This window comes from Bradyrhizobium daqingense (genome assembly GCF_021044685.1).
Classification (GTDB): Bacteria; Pseudomonadota; Alphaproteobacteria; order Rhizobiales; family Xanthobacteraceae; genus Bradyrhizobium; species Bradyrhizobium daqingense.
The window spans coordinates 6939752-6955270 of sequence record NZ_CP088014.1; the positions used below are offsets into that span (position 1 = coordinate 6939752).

Genomic DNA, 15519 nt, shown 5'->3' on the forward strand with positions numbered 1-15519 from the left:
TTTAAATCTTATTATCAGATTAAATCAACAGTCAATATGCGATAATCGCGCTTTAATGGTTTACGGCGATTCCCCGACGACGCGCTCACGCCGCAGAGCCGGTGCTACGTCCGCGAACAGAGGTCGCGCAGGCACTCCAGCCACAATCGCGCCCGGCGGCACGTCCTTGGTCACCACCGCGCCGGCTCCGATGGACGCGCCGGCGCCGATCGTCACACCACACAGAACGGTCGCATTCGAGCCGATGGATACGCCTCTGCAGACCCGGGTGCGCTGCAAGGTCCAATCAGAGGCGCCTTGCGGCCGGCCATCCGCCGTGGTCGCCCTTGGGTGCTTGTCGTTCGTGAACATGACCCCATGACCGACGAACACCTCGTCCTCGATCGTGACGCCTTCGCAGACGAAGCTATGCGAGGAAATCTTGCAGCGCGCGCCGATCGTGGCGCCCGCTTGGATTTCGACGAAGGTACCGATTCTCGTCTCATCACCGACCGTGCAACCGTAGAGATTGACCAGTTCCGGATGAAAGATCCTGACATCGCGGCCGAGTTGTACATCACTTGTGATCGGCATCTTCGTCTCCAAAAGTTCCCAAGACCTCAAAGGGCCGAACGCGACAGTCGTAGCCTTGGCACAATGCGGGCAAGATCCGCCACCACCTGATGAAGCTGATGCAGCAAGGGATGGCCGGTCAATAGCAGCCCCAGCCACCAGCAAAGCGCTGCAGCACAGGTTGCCAAAACGAGCCCGGCCAGGGGGCTCAGCACCCCAGCTTCCATCAACGTCGTACAGCCGGCGACGCCGAATGCAGTTGCCGCAGTGACGATTGCGCTCCTTTTCAGCGCCTGCACCAGATCCTTTAATCCAAAGCGCAAGTGCCGTCCGATGAAGTAAATCGCGACTGCAGCCTGAAAAGGCAGCGTCACAAGTGCCGCTCCGGCGACCGCCTGCACACCGAAGAAGGATGCGCCCAGAAGGACGAGAAGCGACGGCGGTAGCGAGATGCAAGAGGAGATCAAGGCGTCCCGAACGCTTCCAACGGCGACGAGCACCGGATAACTCAAGCACGCCGCAAAAAGTGCCATGTTCGCGAAGCACAGCAGGCGCACCAACGGCACGATCTCCAGCCAGGTCGGACCGAGCCAGATCGCAATGATCGGCCGGGCCATAAAGGCCACGAATATCAGGAAGGGCCATTGGGCGACGGACAGCAGTTGGATCGCCTCGAGGTAGACCGCCTTCAAGTCTTCCCTGGCCTGACGCTTTGCGACAATCGCCGGCATGATAACGGGGTTCAGGACCTGCGTGACGAGCCTGTCGAAAACCTGCGTCAAGTTGATCGCGCGGCTGTACAAACCGACGGACGCGAAGTCGAGGATCCTGGCCAAGAATAGCTGGGGCGCCAGATTGTAGAAGATGTTGATGACGCTGACTCCACTCGAATAGAGGCCAAAGCTGACGATGTCGCGGTAGGCGAGCAGCGAAGGACGCAACGCGCCGGGGTCCCGGTGGCCGACCAGTAACGCCAGAGTCAGGGCCACGTTTCCAGCCAGACCGCCCCAGACCGGCGCCATATAGCTCAAGCCTGCTACCGCGAGTCCAATCGAGACCAGCGCGGTCACAAGGCCAGACGCAAAGTTGCATACGGCCAACGTGCCGAACTTCATGTCCCTTCGCAGCAAGGCAGAATACGTGCCGGAGATCGGCAGGAGCAGGAAATTCAGGGCTGAGACCTCGATCGCTTCCTTAAGACTATCCTGCGCGAACAACAGCGACAGCTTGTCGGCGAAGACGAACAGAAGAACGCAAACCGCACCCGAAATGATGAACGTCATGGTGAAGGCCGAGCGGACATCTTCGGCCGACAAGTCACGCTTTTGAATCAGATAATTGCCGCCTCCGAACTCTTGGAACGAGGCCGCAATGACCAACGCGATGGCGTTGACGACTGCATAGACTCCGAATTCCGCCGGCGACAACAAGCGAGAAAGGACCGCGGTGGCCACGAAGAACACGACGAGGTTGCCGTAGCGGTCGGCCGCGGAAAGCAGAATGGAACGTTGGACCGAATTCATCGCGAAACCGTCGCTTGTCGGCTCATGGCAATGCCCGCTGGCATCAAGATCTAGGCCGTCGCGCGGGCGCGCTCCCGAACCAGCTGCGGTTGCTTGAGGAGGACCGGTTTGCCGTGCTCCGCGATCGAGCGCGACGCCGCCTCCAGCACTTCGATGACCCGCAATGCGGAGGTGCCGTCGGAGATCGGCCGGCTACCGCTGCGCACGCAGTCCAGAAAATGCCCGACTTCCGTCTGCAGCGCCTCATGGGGCGAGATATGCGGAGCCCACATGTCGCCGGCACGATATCCAATTCGGAACTGGTGTGCGTCCTCGGTGCTGGCATCGAGCGTGATGCCCTTGTCGTAGACCTTGATCTTTTCGGTCGGCTCGAGGTCGTCGTAGACGATCATCTTCTTGCTGCCGCCGATGAAGGTCTGGCGCACCTTGACGGGCGAGAGCCAGTTGACGCTCACGTGGGCCACACATGCGTTGGCAAAGAACAACGTGATATGCGCCATGTTCTCCGGCGAACCCGCAACGTGGCACGACCCCGTAGCCGAAACGGCGACCGGCTCCTCATCCAGGATATGGTGGATGATCGAGATGTCATGCACCGCCAAATCCCAGATCACGTTCACGTCTTTCTGAAATAGGCCGAGGCTCGATCGCGTGCTGTCATAATAGTAGATATCCCCGAGTTCTCTCTTCAGGAGCAACTCACGAATCTTTTGAACCGCTGGGGTGTAGAGAAAGGTGTGATCGACCATCAGTGTCAATCCACGCCGGTCGGCCTCATCGATCAGGCGCATCGCCTGTTCCGCGCTCGGTGCGAGGGGTTTCTCGACCAATACGTGCTTGCCGGCCCTCAGAGCCGCAATCGCCAGCTCATAATGCGTTCGCACCGGCGTCGCGATTGCGATTGCATCGATGGAGCTATCGTTCAGCAGATCGTCATAGCGTGGTGTCGTCTCTACTGCAGGGTAAAGCTGTCTAATCGCACCGAGCCTGCCTGGATCCAGGTCGCTTACGCCGACGACGCGGGCGGCGGGGTTGACTGAGAAATTACGGACGAGGTTGGGACCCCAATAGCCATATCCCACGACCCCGATCCCCAGCTGACTGTCTCGCATGCTAACCTCGAACCATTTGGGAGTTACTGTGTGCCTTACGTCCGCGCCGGCATATCTTGCCATATGCCTCGCGTGTCGATGACGTCCAGATGTCGGCGCTCTGACAGTGGCACCATTCTGAATTCATCATGATCGACAAGGAGAACCGCAATTTCGCAACTGCGCAGGGCTTCGTCGATGTTCATGAACGCGACGCGGTAGTCGGCCAATTGAGGCGGCAGGCGACGCAAGTTCGGCTCGACGACCTTGATCCGCTCGCCGTATTTCGCCGCGAGATGCGTCGCGATCTCCATCGCCGGGCTTTCACGCAAGTCGTCGACATTGGCCTTGAATGTCAGTCCGCAGCAGGCGACGTTCGCATAGGGATGATCGTCGATCAGCGCCTCCGCGCGCTCGATGATCTTGTGCGTCTTGGCGTTGTTCACTTCCCGGCTCGTTCGCATCACACGCGCAAGGTCCGGGGCAGAATCGATGATGAACCAGGGGTCGACCGCAATGCAGTGCCCGCCCACGCCCGGTCCGGGGCGCAGTACGTTCACGCGCGGGTGGCGGTTGGCGATATCGATCACCTCCCAGACGTTGATGTCGAACCTGTCGCAGATCAACGAGAGCTCGTTCGCGAATGCGATGTTGGTATCGCGATAGGCGTTCTCGGTGAGCTTGACGAGTTCCGCCGCACGCGCCGTAGTACCGACGCAAGCACCGCGAACGAACATCTTGTAGAAGCGCTGAGCGAGCCGGGTGCAGGTCGGTGTGATACCGCCGATGCACCTGTCGTTGTTGATGAGTTCGGTCAATATCCGCCCCGGCAGCACCCGTTCGGGGCAATAAGCGACGTAGATCGCTCCGTCCTCCTTGCCGTTCACTCCGATGTGCAGGTCCGGCCTGCGCTCGACGATCCGCTTTGCGATCGCTTCGGTCGTTCCGATCGGCGATGTCGATTCGAGAATGACGAGATTGCCGGGCGTGAGGAGATCCACGATGCTGTCGACTGCGGCATTCACGCTCGACAAGTCGGGACGGCTCTCGCGATCGATAGGTGTCGGTACAGCGATGATGAAGACGTCGGCCGGCTGCGCCGTCCTGGACGTCGTCAGAGCGCCGCTCGACACGACCTTGGAGACGAGACCGTCGAGATCCGGCTCCGCAATGTGGATTTTGCCAGATGCGACGGTCTCGACGATCCGCTCGTTCGTGTCGATACCGACCACCTGCAACCCCCGGCTCGCAATCAGCGCGGCCGTCGGCAGTCCAATATAGCCAAGTCCAACGACATTGATCTTTCGGAATTCAGGCATCGAGGAGCACCTTCACGATCCGCTCGCTCGCGTGACCATCACCGAAGGGATTGTGCGAACGCGCCATGGCAGCATAAGTCTCGTCATCGTCGAGCAGACGAAACGTCTCCCCGACGATCCTGTCGTAGTTCGCACCGACCAGCCGCGCCGTTCCCGCTTCCACTCCTTCGGGGCGCTCGGTGGTATCGCGCATCACCAGGACTGGCTTACCGAAGGTCGGAGCCTCCTCCTGGACGCCGCCTGAATCCGTCAGAACCAAATGCGACAGCGACAGCAGGCTAACGAAATCGGTGTATTCCTGGGGAGAAATAAGCACGACCCGCGGGTGATCCGACAGCCGGGCCGCAAACAGGTCGCGCACGTTCGGATTCGGGTGCACAGGAAGCACCATCGCGACGTCCTCCCTGCGCAGGATCGTCTCCAATGCGTTCACGATGTTGGCGACGCCGCCCCCGAAGTTCTCCCGGCGGTGGCAGGTCACCAGGATGATGCGCCGATTGCCATGGCGCTGCTTGATGCCGTCCCAGCGGCTCGACAGATCTGGATCGGACTCGACCATGGCTTTCGCGAGAATGAGAGCATCGACGACCGTATTGCCGGTGACGTGGATGCGGTCATCCGAAACATTTTCAGAACGTAGCGCGCGCGCGGCACGCTCTGTCGGAGCAAAATGTTGATCGGCGATCGAACCGACGATCTTGCGGTTCACCTCTTCGGGCCAGGGCGCGAAGATGTCGCCGCTGCGAAGTCCCGCCTCGATGTGCGAGACCGGTATACGGTGATAATAGGACGCCAGTGCGCCGGTCATGGCGGTCGCCGTGTCACCTTGGACGATGACCCTGGTGGGCTTCACTTTTTCGAGCAACTCGCCGACCTGCCCAAGCAGCCGAGCAGTTAGATTGTCCAGCGTCTGGTTGGCCGTCATGACATTCAGATCGAAATCAGGGACCACCTTGGCCAGCTTCAGCACCTGATCGAGCAACTGTCGATGCTGCGCGGTGGCACAAATCGTCAGGGAAACGTCCTTACGATTTTCCGCCTTGAGTCGGTTGATGACGGGAAAGAGCTTGATTGCCTCAGGCCGTGTTCCCAGAAGTACGAAGAAATGCTTGTGCACGCGTCACCCTCCGATCCGGCTCGGTCCCGGCGGCACAGCACCCGGTGCGTGAAGTGCATGCTGAAACGTCTGCTTGACCAACGCTTGCGCCAGGACGACCGCAAACAGCGTGTTCGTCTTGGCGTATCGCCACCACATCCGTCCTGGCTCCTGATAGATGCGGTACAGCCATTCCAGCCCGAGCTTCTGAATCCGGACCGGCGCGCGGCGAACGGAGCCTGCTAAGACGTCGAACGCCCCGCCCACCCCCATGATGAACGGCACGCCGAGATCGTCACGATGAGCGGCGAGAAATCGTTCCTTCCGAGGCGTCGGCATCCCGATAAAAAGGCAGTCGGCCCCGCTGGATTGGATGTCCCGGACGACGTCGTCCTCCTCCTCGCGCTTGAAATAGCCGTCGTGCCAACCGGCAAAGGCGAGTGAAGGATACCTCTCGCACGCGGCCTGCAGAGCTTTGTGCAGGACGGCGGGAGTAGCGCCCAGGAAATAGGGCTTGAAGCCTTCCTGCGCACATGTGGCGAGCAGCTCGGCGAGGAGATCGACGCCGGCAACCCGCGATGGCGCCCGCAACCCCAACGCTCGAGCGCCCCAAAGAATTCCCATCCCGTCGATACCGACGATATCGCTGTTGGCGACGTCGGCTGCGAGTACGGCGTCAGACCGCATGTTGACGAGTTTGGCGACGTTGAGCGCCACGTGCTGCAGTCGCCGCCGGCTGCGCATGGCCCCGCGGGCCAGATCGATTGTTTCCGCCATCGTCAGCAGATCAACTGGGCATCCCAAAAATGACGCGCGCATCGGAATCCAACTCCCAGTAAAATATACAAATTTTAACAGTTTGCATTTAACTTTATTATCGAGATAATACGCACCTAATATTTAATTGCAAGGTTTAAAATCGAGCAGCCATCATCATTCGCTGCCGATAGCGTCAGCCCGGCGTCAGACGACCACGGTCGAATTAAATGAAGGATTTAACCGATGATCTCCGTCATTATCCCGCACCTCAACCAGCCTGACGCGCTCGGGGCCTGCCTGCGAAGCCTGAACGCACAGACGTTGCGCCGGGACGCGTTCGAGATCATCGTGGTGGACAACGGCTCGGCGACGCCCCCGGTGGACGTCGTAGCCGATCATCCCGGTGTACGGTTGGAGTACGAACCGCGCTCGGGCCCTGGCCCGGCGCGAAATGCAGGCGTGGCTGCTGCCAAAGGCGAGATCTTGGCCTTCATCGACGCGGATTGTAGAGCTCATCCGGATTGGCTGAGCAGCGTGCTGAAATGGTCTTCGCTATCGCCAGCTGGCACGGTTCTCGGTGGCGACGTTCGTATCTGGCGGCCGGAAGACGCCGAGCTCGACGCCATTGCAGCTTATGAGAGCGTCTTCGCTTATCGCTTCAAGCTCTATATCGAGCGCCATGGCTATTCCGGCACCGGCAACATGGCGGTGTTTCGGCGCGACTTCGATTGTGTCGGCCCTTTCGCCGGCATTGACGTCGCCGAAGATATGGAATGGGGAAAACGTGCGCTGCGCGCGGGCCTTCGGTTTAGATACACTCCTGAAATGATCGTCTTCCATCCGGCCCGTAGCTCGCTCCAGGAGCTTTACGCCAAATGGGATCGACACATCGCGCACTATCGAAACATGGCGGAAGCGAAACCGGTCTGGCAATTGCGCTGGATCATGCAAGCGCTTTTCGTCTTCGCATCCCTCGCACCAAACGCTGTGACCGTGCTCACCAGCGACCGCCTGCATGGCGGCAGCATCCGCCTCAAAGCCATCGCCGTATTGTGTGCTGTCCGAACGCACCGCGCCATGACGATGCTCTCGCACCTACGAGGCCGGCGAGCGGTCGCTTGGAATCGTTAGCGAGCGAGCAATGCCGTCAGGTGTCGCCGAAGGCACGATTGTGCGTCAGCTCTGGCAGGTCGGTGCGCCGGCCGAATGACCACAGGATCCAACCCAGTTCGTAGCTGCGGCATTCAAGCCTGACGCCGACGTCAGCGCTGTCGATCAGCCGTGCCTCGCTTCCGGTCCAGGCGTTCCTGAGTGCGCGCACCATCCGCGGCGCCTTTGTCGTCAATTCACCCTTTCGAACCTGCGAGCGGATGGTCAAGCTCAGCTCAGGCACGAGCATGGACCGGCCCAGCTGGTTGTGGCCAAATACCCAGTTGAAGCCCTTGACCAGAGCCTCTCGCGCCCCCCGCCGCCCGAAGCGCTCGGCCCACTCCAACACTGCCGGGGCCATACCATACTGATGGACCGAATAGACTTCGTAGAAGTCAAGAACGCGGCCGGTCTGGGCGTCGAAGAACCAGGGCCATTCGCCTTGCGGCCCTTGAAGCGCGATCAGATTGCGCACACACGTATCGGCCATGACGAGCGCGGACGCCTCGCCGGCGAACTCGCCATATTGATAGCAGGCAATCGACAGATATGTCTGCGTGGCAAAGGACGAAAATCGTCGCCGTAAGCCGAATGGCGCATCGAAGAACAATCCCGATTCGCTGTGGAAGCGTTCCTTCAGGAAACGATAAAGCGGCCCGGCGTGGCACCACCACTCGTTCTCGCCTGCCCTCGCCTGGGCGACGATCCCCGTGAGCAGCATGCCGAGGTCCTGGGCACGGAGGCTCTTCCACCGGGATTCGTTGGCAAGAAGCGCCCTCAGCTCGCGTTTGACCGGGTCTGGTATCTCGAGGCCGAGCTCGGCACCGCTCCATAGCGCCATGCCGAACGCATATTTGCGCACCGGAAGCTTTGTCAGTTGTGTAACGTTGCGATGGAATACTTCGGGAAGGTCAATGCCATCTGGCACGTCGCGGATGCGCGACATTCCGAGCAGGACATTGAGGGTATAGAATACGTCGCTGTTTGGTACCGACTCGTTAGGCGAAGAACGTCCGTCGAGATGATAAATATGAGACCAGCGGCGGTGCTCAGGTAGCCAACAACGTTCAAGTCCGTTGAGCGCATAGTTCACCAGCGGTGAATTCTCCGACAGTTTACCCGCGGCGGTTGGCACCACCAGCCTTACTCCACAATTCGGACTAATGATCATGATAAATCGCCATCCTGAGCCAGGTTAGTATTCACGGATGCTTTCGTCCAATCCGCGCAGTAACGGGTAGAGGAAATAGGAAATCACGGTGCGCTTGCCGACCTTCAGTTCGGCCGTGACTGCCATACCCGGAATCAGTTGAATGCGCTCAGCCGGCAGCCGAAGGTGCGTGTCCGACAAATCGACCAGTACGCGGTAATAGGGGGCTGGCGCGCGTCGCGCACCTTCGGCCTTCGTATCCGGCGAGAACGTATCCTGACTGATGACGCGGACTTCCCCCGTTGCAGTGCCATACTTCTGGAAAGGAAACGCTTCAAACTTGATACGGACTGCCTGCCCCAGCGCGACCTGTCCGATATCCCGGCCCTCGACGTTGACTTCCGCCTGAAGCGGCACGTCACGAGGAACCAGGACAAAAAGTGTTTCTGCTTCGCGAACCACCGAGCCGACCGTTCTGCTCGCGATGTCGAGCACCACCGCATCTGCCGGCGCCTGAAGAACGATCAGCTGTCGACGAAGTTCGGCCTTCTTCAACTCCTCTGCCGCGCTATTGCGCTTCGGCAACGTCTCCACCAGCTCCTGATACGTGGTGCGACGAAACTCCTCGGCAAAGACCTTCTGGTCTGCACGGGCCTTCTCCAGCCGATGCGTCGTATCGGCGATACTGCCGCGAACACGCGCCAGATTGCTCTCAACGTCGAGCCGTGCATCACGAGAAAGTAGAAAGTTCAACCTCGAACCGACCTCCTTGTCCATCAACGTGGTGCGCATGGATTCAATCGAACGCATCGTATCGAGCCGCTGAAGGAGTACCCCCTCCTCGTCCTGCGCCGTCTTCAGATTGGCCCGAGCCGACGCGATCTGGGCGTCGTAGTTCTGGATCTGCGCCTCGTAGGCGGCTCTCCTCTGCAAGAACAACTTTCCCTGCAGGATCTGATCTGCATTGGTGAGGTCCTTGGCTCTATACTCGGCCCCGTTCAGTTCGGCGCCTAGGCGATTGATCGACGCGTCGAACCCAGCCACTCTGCCGCGCAATTGGTCGAAATCCGCCTGTGAAAAAGTCGGATCGAGGGTCGCCAGAAGGTCGCCGCGATTGACGCGATCACCGGCCTTGACGTGGATCTCGCGTATGACCGACGTTTCCAGAGGCTGCACGACCAGGTTGGGGCGTGTCGTGGTCAATTTCCCCTGCGCTGTGACGATCATCTCAACTTGCGAAACGGACGCCCAGGTGACCGCGAAGGCAATCAGTGCAAGTAAACCGTAGAGGGTGATCCGAGCGAGCCGCGGGGGCGCTTGCTGCTCGACCTCGGATGCATCCGATTGAAACTCGGCGACCACCGGCATTCGCCTAGGCGCCGGCCTGAATGGCTTTTGCCGTCGCTCGACCGATCTGGCGGGGACCAGACCGTCCGGCTTGCCATCCGTGCGTATTTGCGTCGTCTCCTTCATGCGATCTGCTTCATCTGTTGATTCCACAAATGCCTGTAGATGGTGCATTTCGAGAGAAGGCGATCGTGGCGATCCACGTCGACGATCCGGCCGCGGTCCATCACCAGGATCTGGTTTGCGTCGGTCAGCATCGACAGCCGATGCGAGACGATGATGACGGTGCGCCCCGCCGCCAAACGGCGGAGATTGCGCCTGATGATCATCTCGCTTTCGGAATCAAGTGCGCTCGTCGCTTCATCGAAGATCAGGATCCGTGGATTGGCGATCAGAGCTCTCGCTATCGCCAGCCGCTGCTTCTGCCCGCCGGACAGGTTCGAGGCGTCTTCCTCGAGCTGGGTGTCGAAGCCGCGCGGCAACCGCTCGATGAACTCGTCAGCGCCGGCGAGCTGGGCCGCAGCGACGACCTCGGCAAAGGTCGCATCACGTTTCACACAGGCGATATTGTCGCGGACGGTCCCACGGAACAGGAAATTATCCTGCAGGACAATGCCGAGGTTTCGGCGCAGATGTGCCAGATCGAGCTCCCTCGCATCATACCCGTCGATACGCAAGAGTCCCTGCTGCACCGGATACATGCCCGAGATCAGCCGTGTGAGCGTCGTTTTGCCAGAGCCGCTCCGGCCGACGATCCCGAAGATCGAACCCGGCTCGACGGTGAAAGAGACATCTTCGAGCGCCGGCGCTCCTTCAGCTCCGTAGCGAAAAGAAACGCTCTCGAACTCGATTCTCCCGGCGAAGTCAGGCCGCAGCCCATCTTTCTTGCCATCACGCTCCGGTGCTTGATTCATGACCTCGCCGAGCATCTTCACGGCGAGAGCCACTTCCTGGTACTCATGCACCATGGTCACGAGTTGAACCAATGGTCCGGAGACCCTCCCGGCCAACATATTGAAGGCGACCAGCGCTCCGATCGTCATTTCGCCAGCGAAGACATCGAGGGCTCCGAGCGCAATGATCCCAAGCGTCATGAGTTTTTCGAGAAATCCGGTGAGCGCCTGGGCGCCTGCGGAAATCTTCTCGACACCAAAGCGCATGGACACGGACTGCGCACAGCGGTTATCCCACACCCTGCCCTGCTCGGGCTCCATTCCGAGCGACTTCACGGTGCGCATACCGTGAACTGTTTCGACGAGCAAAGCCTGCCGCGCACCTTCCGCCTGATAAAGATCGTAAAGACGTCGCCGGAAAGGCCCCATCAGCAGGCCGACGACAACACCGCTGGCGGCGGTGAATGCGAGGACCATCAGCGTCAGCTTGACGCTGTAGAGTGCAAGGACCGGCAGGAAGACAAATAGCGAGAGCGCATCGAGGCTCGTCAAGAACAGTCGCCCGGTCAGAAATTCTCGGATGCGGGCCGCTTGCTGCATGTGCTTGACCAGCACCCCTGCGGCCATGTGCTCGAAGAAAGTGACCGGCAGCCCGAGAAGATGCGCGAAGGTCCTCGTGGCAACTCGAATGTCGACCTTGTTCGTCGCATAGAGCAGCAGGTAGCGCCGCAGAAAACCGAACATTGCGTCAAAGACGAGTGCTACGGCCGCTCCTGCCGCAAGTACGTACAGCGTGGTAAAGCTCTCATGAACCAGAACCTTGTCGATGACGAGCTGGAAGAAGATCGGAACAACGAGGCCCAAAGCATAGAGCAGGATGGCGGCGATCGCGACATCCCTGAATAACCGCCATTGACGAAGCAACTCCGGTACGAACCACCGTAGGCCGAAACTCCTCCGACCATCCCGAACCTCCTGCTCGCGCTTGATCAGGATCGTGTCACCGGCCCATCGGGCACAGAATCGGTCCCGGTCGACAACCAAGACTTCGTGCTTGCGGTCGGCGAGCGGATCGAAGACACAGACGACATCGCCCTCAGCGCCTCGTTCCGTACCAAGAACCACGATGCAGTTGCCATTGTCGAGCCGAACCAGCGCCGGATAGGCCTCACCGAGGCGTATCAATGCGCCCCAATCCAGTTTCGTGCTTTTCGCGCGCAGGCCCGCATCCCTCGCCATGCGCAACAGGAGACGCAACGACGGCGGAGCTGCCACGGCGTAGGCGTGCTTCAGGCGTTCGACCGGCAGGTCGATACCGTGATGCCCGGAGATCCTAGACAGGCATTCCAATGCCGTCTGCGTTGCCAGCCCCGGCGCGCCTGCCGCCTGGTCGGTCGCGCCGTCAGCGGGGTCGATTTCAGCGGAAGTTCGAAGAGACATTCACAGGCCGTGTGTTAGGCGACATCGCATCACGCGCTCCCGACGGGGCATTTTGCACCTCAACTGGTGGATTCCTACGCACTACACCCGCGTCAACCAGTCCCTGCAGTGCCTTCTGCATCACGTCGATCGAATTGGCGAAGGATTCGACCGAGAAGATCAGTCGCTGAGAAAACACTCGCTTGGGGGCATTGTTGGCGTCGCGCTCGGTTGGTGAAAGACTGACCAGATCGACTCGGACGATGGTTCCGCTGACGGTGATTTCCTCAATTCCATCGGTGTAAAGTTCGGGGTGCATACGCGTCCTCCTATGCTGCGAGCTGCGGCCCACATCAGGGGCCCAGCACCGCTATTGGGAAACAAATTGCGGGAGCGCCGTAATTTCGCTCAGATATTTGCCGTAGCCACTCTTCTCCAGCGGTCGCGCCAGAGCGAGAAGTTGATCCCGATCGATGAAGCCGAGCCTGAAGGCGACCTCTTCGAGACAGGCGATCTTCATTCCCTGCCGCTTCTCCAGGGTCTGCACGAACGTACCTGCATCGATGAGAGACTCGACCGTGCCGGTGTCCAGCCAGGCAAAACCCCGCCCCATACGCTCGACGTGGAGCGCGCTAGCCGAAAGATAGCGCATCTGAAGATCGGTAATCTCGAGCTCACCGCGCGATGATGGCTCGACGCGGCGGGCGTACCGGACGACGCGGTTGTCGAAGAAATACAACCCCGTGATCGCCCAGTTCGAAGCCGGCCGTTTGGGTTTCTCCTCGATCGATACCGGGCGGTCCGCCGCATCGAACGCGACCACGCCATATCGTTCAGGGTCTCGCACGTGATAGGCGAAAACCGTCGCTCCTTCCTCGCGTCCTGCCGCCCTGGCAAGCAGATCGCTCAGGCCATCGCCGAAGAAGATATTGTCCCCGAGCACCATCGCGACACGATCGTCTCCGATGAAATCGGCACCGACTATGAAGGCGTCCGCGAGACCGGCGGGGCGTATTTGTTCCGCGTAGCTGAGCCGAATGCCCCATTGACTGCCGTCACCCAGCAACCGCTCGAACTGATAGCGGTCAGAGGGCGTGGTGATGATCAGAATTTCACGAATTCCTGCCAACATTAACGTCGACAGGGGATAATAGATCATCGGCTTGTCATAGATCGGGAGCAACTGCTTGCTGACCACGCGCGTGATCGGATAAAGGCGCGTTCCGCTGCCGCCGGCCAGCACGATTCCCTTGAGCATCGGATTCTCCCAGTTGCTCCAGACAAGCTTTCAATGCATGGCGCCACGGCGCCAATCGAATCCCGAACACGCGTTCGGCCTTGGATGAGTCGAGGCGCGAGTTCCGAGGTCGGCGGGCCGCGGTCGGAAACTCCTCCGTGGTGATCGCCTCCAGCGCCGGAACTCTCGCTCCGAGACGGGAACGCTCGGAGAAGATTGCCCGTGCGAAGTCGTGCCAGTTCGTCTCACCTTGGCCCGCGAGATGAAAGATGCCGGCCGTCGCCCTGCGATCGTCCATTGCCGACCGCTCTGCGATCTGGAGGACGGCCTCCGCGAGATCGAATGCAGAGGTCGGGTTACCATGCTGGTCACTGACGACCCTGACGATCTGCTGCGTCTCACACAGCCGCAGCATCGTTCGGACGAAATTGCTGCCATAGGGGCTGTAGAGCCACGAGCACCTGATCACGGTCGCGAGGGGGTGCGCTGCCAGTACAGCAGCTTCACCGGCCAGCTTCGACGCTCCGTAGGCGTTCAACGGTGCGGGAATGTCGCTTTCATCGTATGCATCTGGCTTCGAGCCGTCGAACACATAGTCGGTCGAATGATGAATGAGCGGGATATTCATCTGCCATGCGACATCCGCCAATGCCGCCGCACCATCGCGGTTGACGCTGAACGCCTTCGCCGTCTCAGACTCGGCCTGGTCGACCGCCGTATAAGCGGCCGCGTTGATGATCGCGGACGGCGCGATTGAAGCAATGAGCTTGTCGATCCCCTCCCGGTTCTCAAGATCCAGTTCCGGGCGCCCGAGAGCCACCACGGGCAGACTGCGCATTGCGGCAAGTTCACGAAGACACCTTGCCAACTGGCCATTTCGGCCCGCAATGAGGATGGGTCGCACCATCGTCTTCACCTCAATGTTGGGAGGCCAGGAGACCGAGACGCGAGCCGTCATAGGCGCCGCGACGGGTACGCTCCCACCACGCACGGTTCTTGAGATACCAGCCGACGGTCTCCGCCAGCCCCTGTTCGAAGGTTCTCGTCGGCTTCCAATCGAGCTCACGACGTGCCTTTGACGCATCGATTGCGTAGCGCGCATCATGCCCCGGACGATCCGGCACGAAGGTGATGAGAGATCGTCTCATGCCCGTCGTCGGAGACAATCGATCCAGCACGTCACAGATCTGGGTGACGACCTCCATGTTGGATCGCTCCGCATCTCCGCCGAAATTGTACTTCTCACCCGGTTTTCCTTCGTGCAGCAGTCTTATCAGGCCGGCCGCATGATCATCGACGTGAAGCCAATCGCGGATATTTTTGCCGTCGCCGTAAACCGGTAAAGGCTTTCGGTCGATCGCGTTGAGGATCGTCAGCGGGATGAGCTTCTCCGGGAACTGGTACGGTCCGTAGTTGTTCGAGCAGTTCGATACGATGACCGGCAAGCCATAGGTTCGAAACCACGCGAGCGCGAGATGGTCCGATGCGGCCTTGCTCGCCGAATACGGCGAGCTCGGTCTGTAGGGCGTGTCCTCCCGAAACAAATCGTTCGGGCCCAACGAGCCGTAGACTTCATCTGTCGACACATGGACGAAGCGAAACTGCTTCCGCCTCGGAAGCGGCAGACGTTCGTAGTAGGTTCGGGCGGCCTCCAGCAGCGTGTAGGTGCCAACTATGTTGGTGTTGACGAATGCGCCGGGTCCATTGATCGAGCGATCGACGTGGCTCTCTGCCGCCAAATGGATGATCGCATCCGGCTCGTAGTCGGCGAACGCAAGATCGATGACCTCACGATCGCAGATGTCGGACTGCAGGAACTCATAGGGCTCCAGTCTCTCGAGGCTGGCAAGCGAGGCCAGATTGGCTGCGTATGTCAGCTTGTCAACGTTGATCACTGCAGCACCGGTCTGCAGCACCAAACGACGGCACACCGCAGAACCGATGAATCCTGCTCCGCCAGTCACCAGGATACGCATCTACTCGC

General features: G+C 60.0%; 14 protein-coding genes. 1 reads left to right on the forward strand and 13 read right to left on the reverse strand.

Annotation, left to right across the window (positions count from 1 at the left end; translation table 11 throughout):
• Window positions 1–60: 60 nt before the first annotated feature.
• The 6 genes from LPJ38_RS33235 to LPJ38_RS33260 are packed head-to-tail and all read right to left on the reverse strand — an operon-like array spanning window position 61 to window position 6400.
• Window positions 61–573 (reverse strand): acyltransferase, encoded by a 513-nt coding sequence (locus LPJ38_RS33235; RefSeq protein ID WP_145638746.1) that lies wholly within the window; start codon window positions 571–573, stop codon window positions 61–63.
• A gap of 26 nt (window positions 574–599) precedes the next feature.
• The gene (locus LPJ38_RS33240) at window positions 600–2075 is read right to left on the reverse strand and encodes an oligosaccharide flippase family protein (RefSeq protein ID WP_145638749.1); all 1476 of its coding nucleotides are present in this window, start codon (window positions 2073–2075) and stop codon (window positions 600–602) included.
• A gap of 50 nt (window positions 2076–2125) precedes the next feature.
• Entirely contained in the window at window positions 2126–3187 is a 1062-nt protein-coding gene (locus LPJ38_RS33245) for a Gfo/Idh/MocA family protein (protein WP_145638751.1), read from the reverse strand.
• A 35-nt stretch (window positions 3188–3222) separates the two neighbouring features.
• Window positions 3223–4485: a UDP-N-acetyl-D-mannosamine dehydrogenase gene (gene wecC / locus LPJ38_RS33250; protein WP_145638754.1), complete on the reverse strand. Its 1263-nt coding sequence runs from the start codon at window positions 4483–4485 to the stop codon at window positions 3223–3225.
• Window positions 4478–5602: a non-hydrolyzing UDP-N-acetylglucosamine 2-epimerase gene (wecB, locus tag LPJ38_RS33255; protein ID WP_145638756.1), complete on the reverse strand. Its 1125-nt coding sequence runs from the start codon at window positions 5600–5602 to the stop codon at window positions 4478–4480. The genes wecC and wecB overlap by 8 nt, the downstream gene beginning before the upstream one ends.
• Before the next feature lie 3 nt (window positions 5603–5605).
• Window positions 5606–6400 (reverse strand): WecB/TagA/CpsF family glycosyltransferase, encoded by a 795-nt coding sequence (locus tag LPJ38_RS33260; protein WP_145638758.1) that lies wholly within the window; start codon window positions 6398–6400, stop codon window positions 5606–5608.
• A 183-nt stretch (window positions 6401–6583) separates the two neighbouring features.
• Here LPJ38_RS33260 and LPJ38_RS33265 point away from each other — a divergent pair, with 183 nt between their 5' ends.
• Entirely contained in the window at window positions 6584–7471 is an 888-nt protein-coding gene (locus LPJ38_RS33265) for a glycosyltransferase family 2 protein (RefSeq protein WP_145638760.1), read from the forward strand.
• Between the two features lie 16 nt (window positions 7472–7487).
• On the opposite strand, the gene LPJ38_RS33270 is transcribed toward LPJ38_RS33265, so the two are convergent.
• The 7 genes from LPJ38_RS33270 to rfbB form a co-directional block, all read right to left on the reverse strand.
• Window positions 7488–8627, reverse strand: a complete 1140-nt coding sequence (locus tag LPJ38_RS33270) for a hypothetical protein (protein ID WP_231088475.1) — start codon at window positions 8625–8627, stop codon at window positions 7488–7490.
• 57 nt (window positions 8628–8684) lie between these two features.
• Window positions 8685–10001, reverse strand: coding sequence for an HlyD family type I secretion periplasmic adaptor subunit (locus tag LPJ38_RS33275; protein ID WP_145639038.1), 1317 nt, complete (start codon window positions 9999–10001; stop codon window positions 8685–8687).
• 107 nt (window positions 10002–10108) lie between these two features.
• Window positions 10109–12319 (reverse strand): peptidase domain-containing ABC transporter, encoded by a 2211-nt coding sequence (locus tag LPJ38_RS33280; RefSeq protein ID WP_231088477.1) that lies wholly within the window; start codon window positions 12317–12319, stop codon window positions 10109–10111.
• Complete coding sequence (locus LPJ38_RS33285) at window positions 12297–12617, reverse strand: hypothetical protein (protein ID WP_145638763.1); 321 nt, start codon at window positions 12615–12617, stop codon at window positions 12297–12299. Before LPJ38_RS33285 ends, LPJ38_RS33280 begins: the two co-directional genes overlap by 23 nt.
• Before the next feature lie 51 nt (window positions 12618–12668).
• The gene (gene rfbA / locus LPJ38_RS33290) at window positions 12669–13556 is read right to left on the reverse strand and encodes a glucose-1-phosphate thymidylyltransferase RfbA (RefSeq protein ID WP_145638765.1); all 888 of its coding nucleotides are present in this window, start codon (window positions 13554–13556) and stop codon (window positions 12669–12671) included.
• A complete protein-coding gene (gene rfbD / locus LPJ38_RS33295) occupies window positions 13465–14442 on the reverse strand; it encodes a dTDP-4-dehydrorhamnose reductase (protein ID WP_145638767.1) in 978 nt (325 codons plus the stop codon). The genes rfbA and rfbD overlap by 92 nt, the downstream gene beginning before the upstream one ends.
• Window positions 14443–14452: 10 nt before the next feature.
• A complete protein-coding gene (gene rfbB, locus LPJ38_RS33300) occupies window positions 14453–15511 on the reverse strand; it encodes a dTDP-glucose 4,6-dehydratase (protein ID WP_145638768.1) in 1059 nt (352 codons plus the stop codon).
• Window positions 15512–15519: the final 8 nt, after the last annotated feature.

Excerpts from the sequence above, each read along its gene's own strand:
- LPJ38_RS33235 (WP_145638746.1), bottom strand. The coding sequence starts at position 573 with ATGCCGATCACAAGTGATGTACAACTCGGCCGCGATGTCAGGATCTTT.
- LPJ38_RS33240 (WP_145638749.1), bottom strand. The coding sequence starts at position 2,075 with ATGAATTCGGTCCAACGTTCCATTCTGCTTTCCGCGGCCGACCGCTAC.
- LPJ38_RS33245 (WP_145638751.1), bottom strand. The coding sequence starts at position 3,187 with ATGCGAGACAGTCAGCTGGGGATCGGGGTCGTGGGATATGGCTATTGG.
- wecC (WP_145638754.1), bottom strand. The coding sequence starts at position 4,485 with ATGCCTGAATTCCGAAAGATCAATGTCGTTGGACTTGGCTATATTGGA.
- LPJ38_RS33260 (WP_145638758.1), bottom strand. The coding sequence starts at position 6,400 with ATGCGCGCGTCATTTTTGGGATGCCCAGTTGATCTGCTGACGATGGCG.
- LPJ38_RS33265 (WP_145638760.1), top strand. The coding sequence starts at position 6,584 with ATGATCTCCGTCATTATCCCGCACCTCAACCAGCCTGACGCGCTCGGG.
- LPJ38_RS33280 (WP_231088477.1), bottom strand. The coding sequence starts at position 12,319 with ATGTCTCTTCGAACTTCCGCTGAAATCGACCCCGCTGACGGCGCGACC.
- LPJ38_RS33285 (WP_145638763.1), bottom strand. The coding sequence starts at position 12,617 with ATGCACCCCGAACTTTACACCGATGGAATTGAGGAAATCACCGTCAGC.
- rfbA (WP_145638765.1), bottom strand. The coding sequence starts at position 13,556 with ATGCTCAAGGGAATCGTGCTGGCCGGCGGCAGCGGAACGCGCCTTTAT.
- rfbD (WP_145638767.1), bottom strand. The coding sequence starts at position 14,442 with ATGGTGCGACCCATCCTCATTGCGGGCCGAAATGGCCAGTTGGCAAGG.
- rfbB (WP_145638768.1), bottom strand. The coding sequence starts at position 15,511 with ATGCGTATCCTGGTGACTGGCGGAGCAGGATTCATCGGTTCTGCGGTG.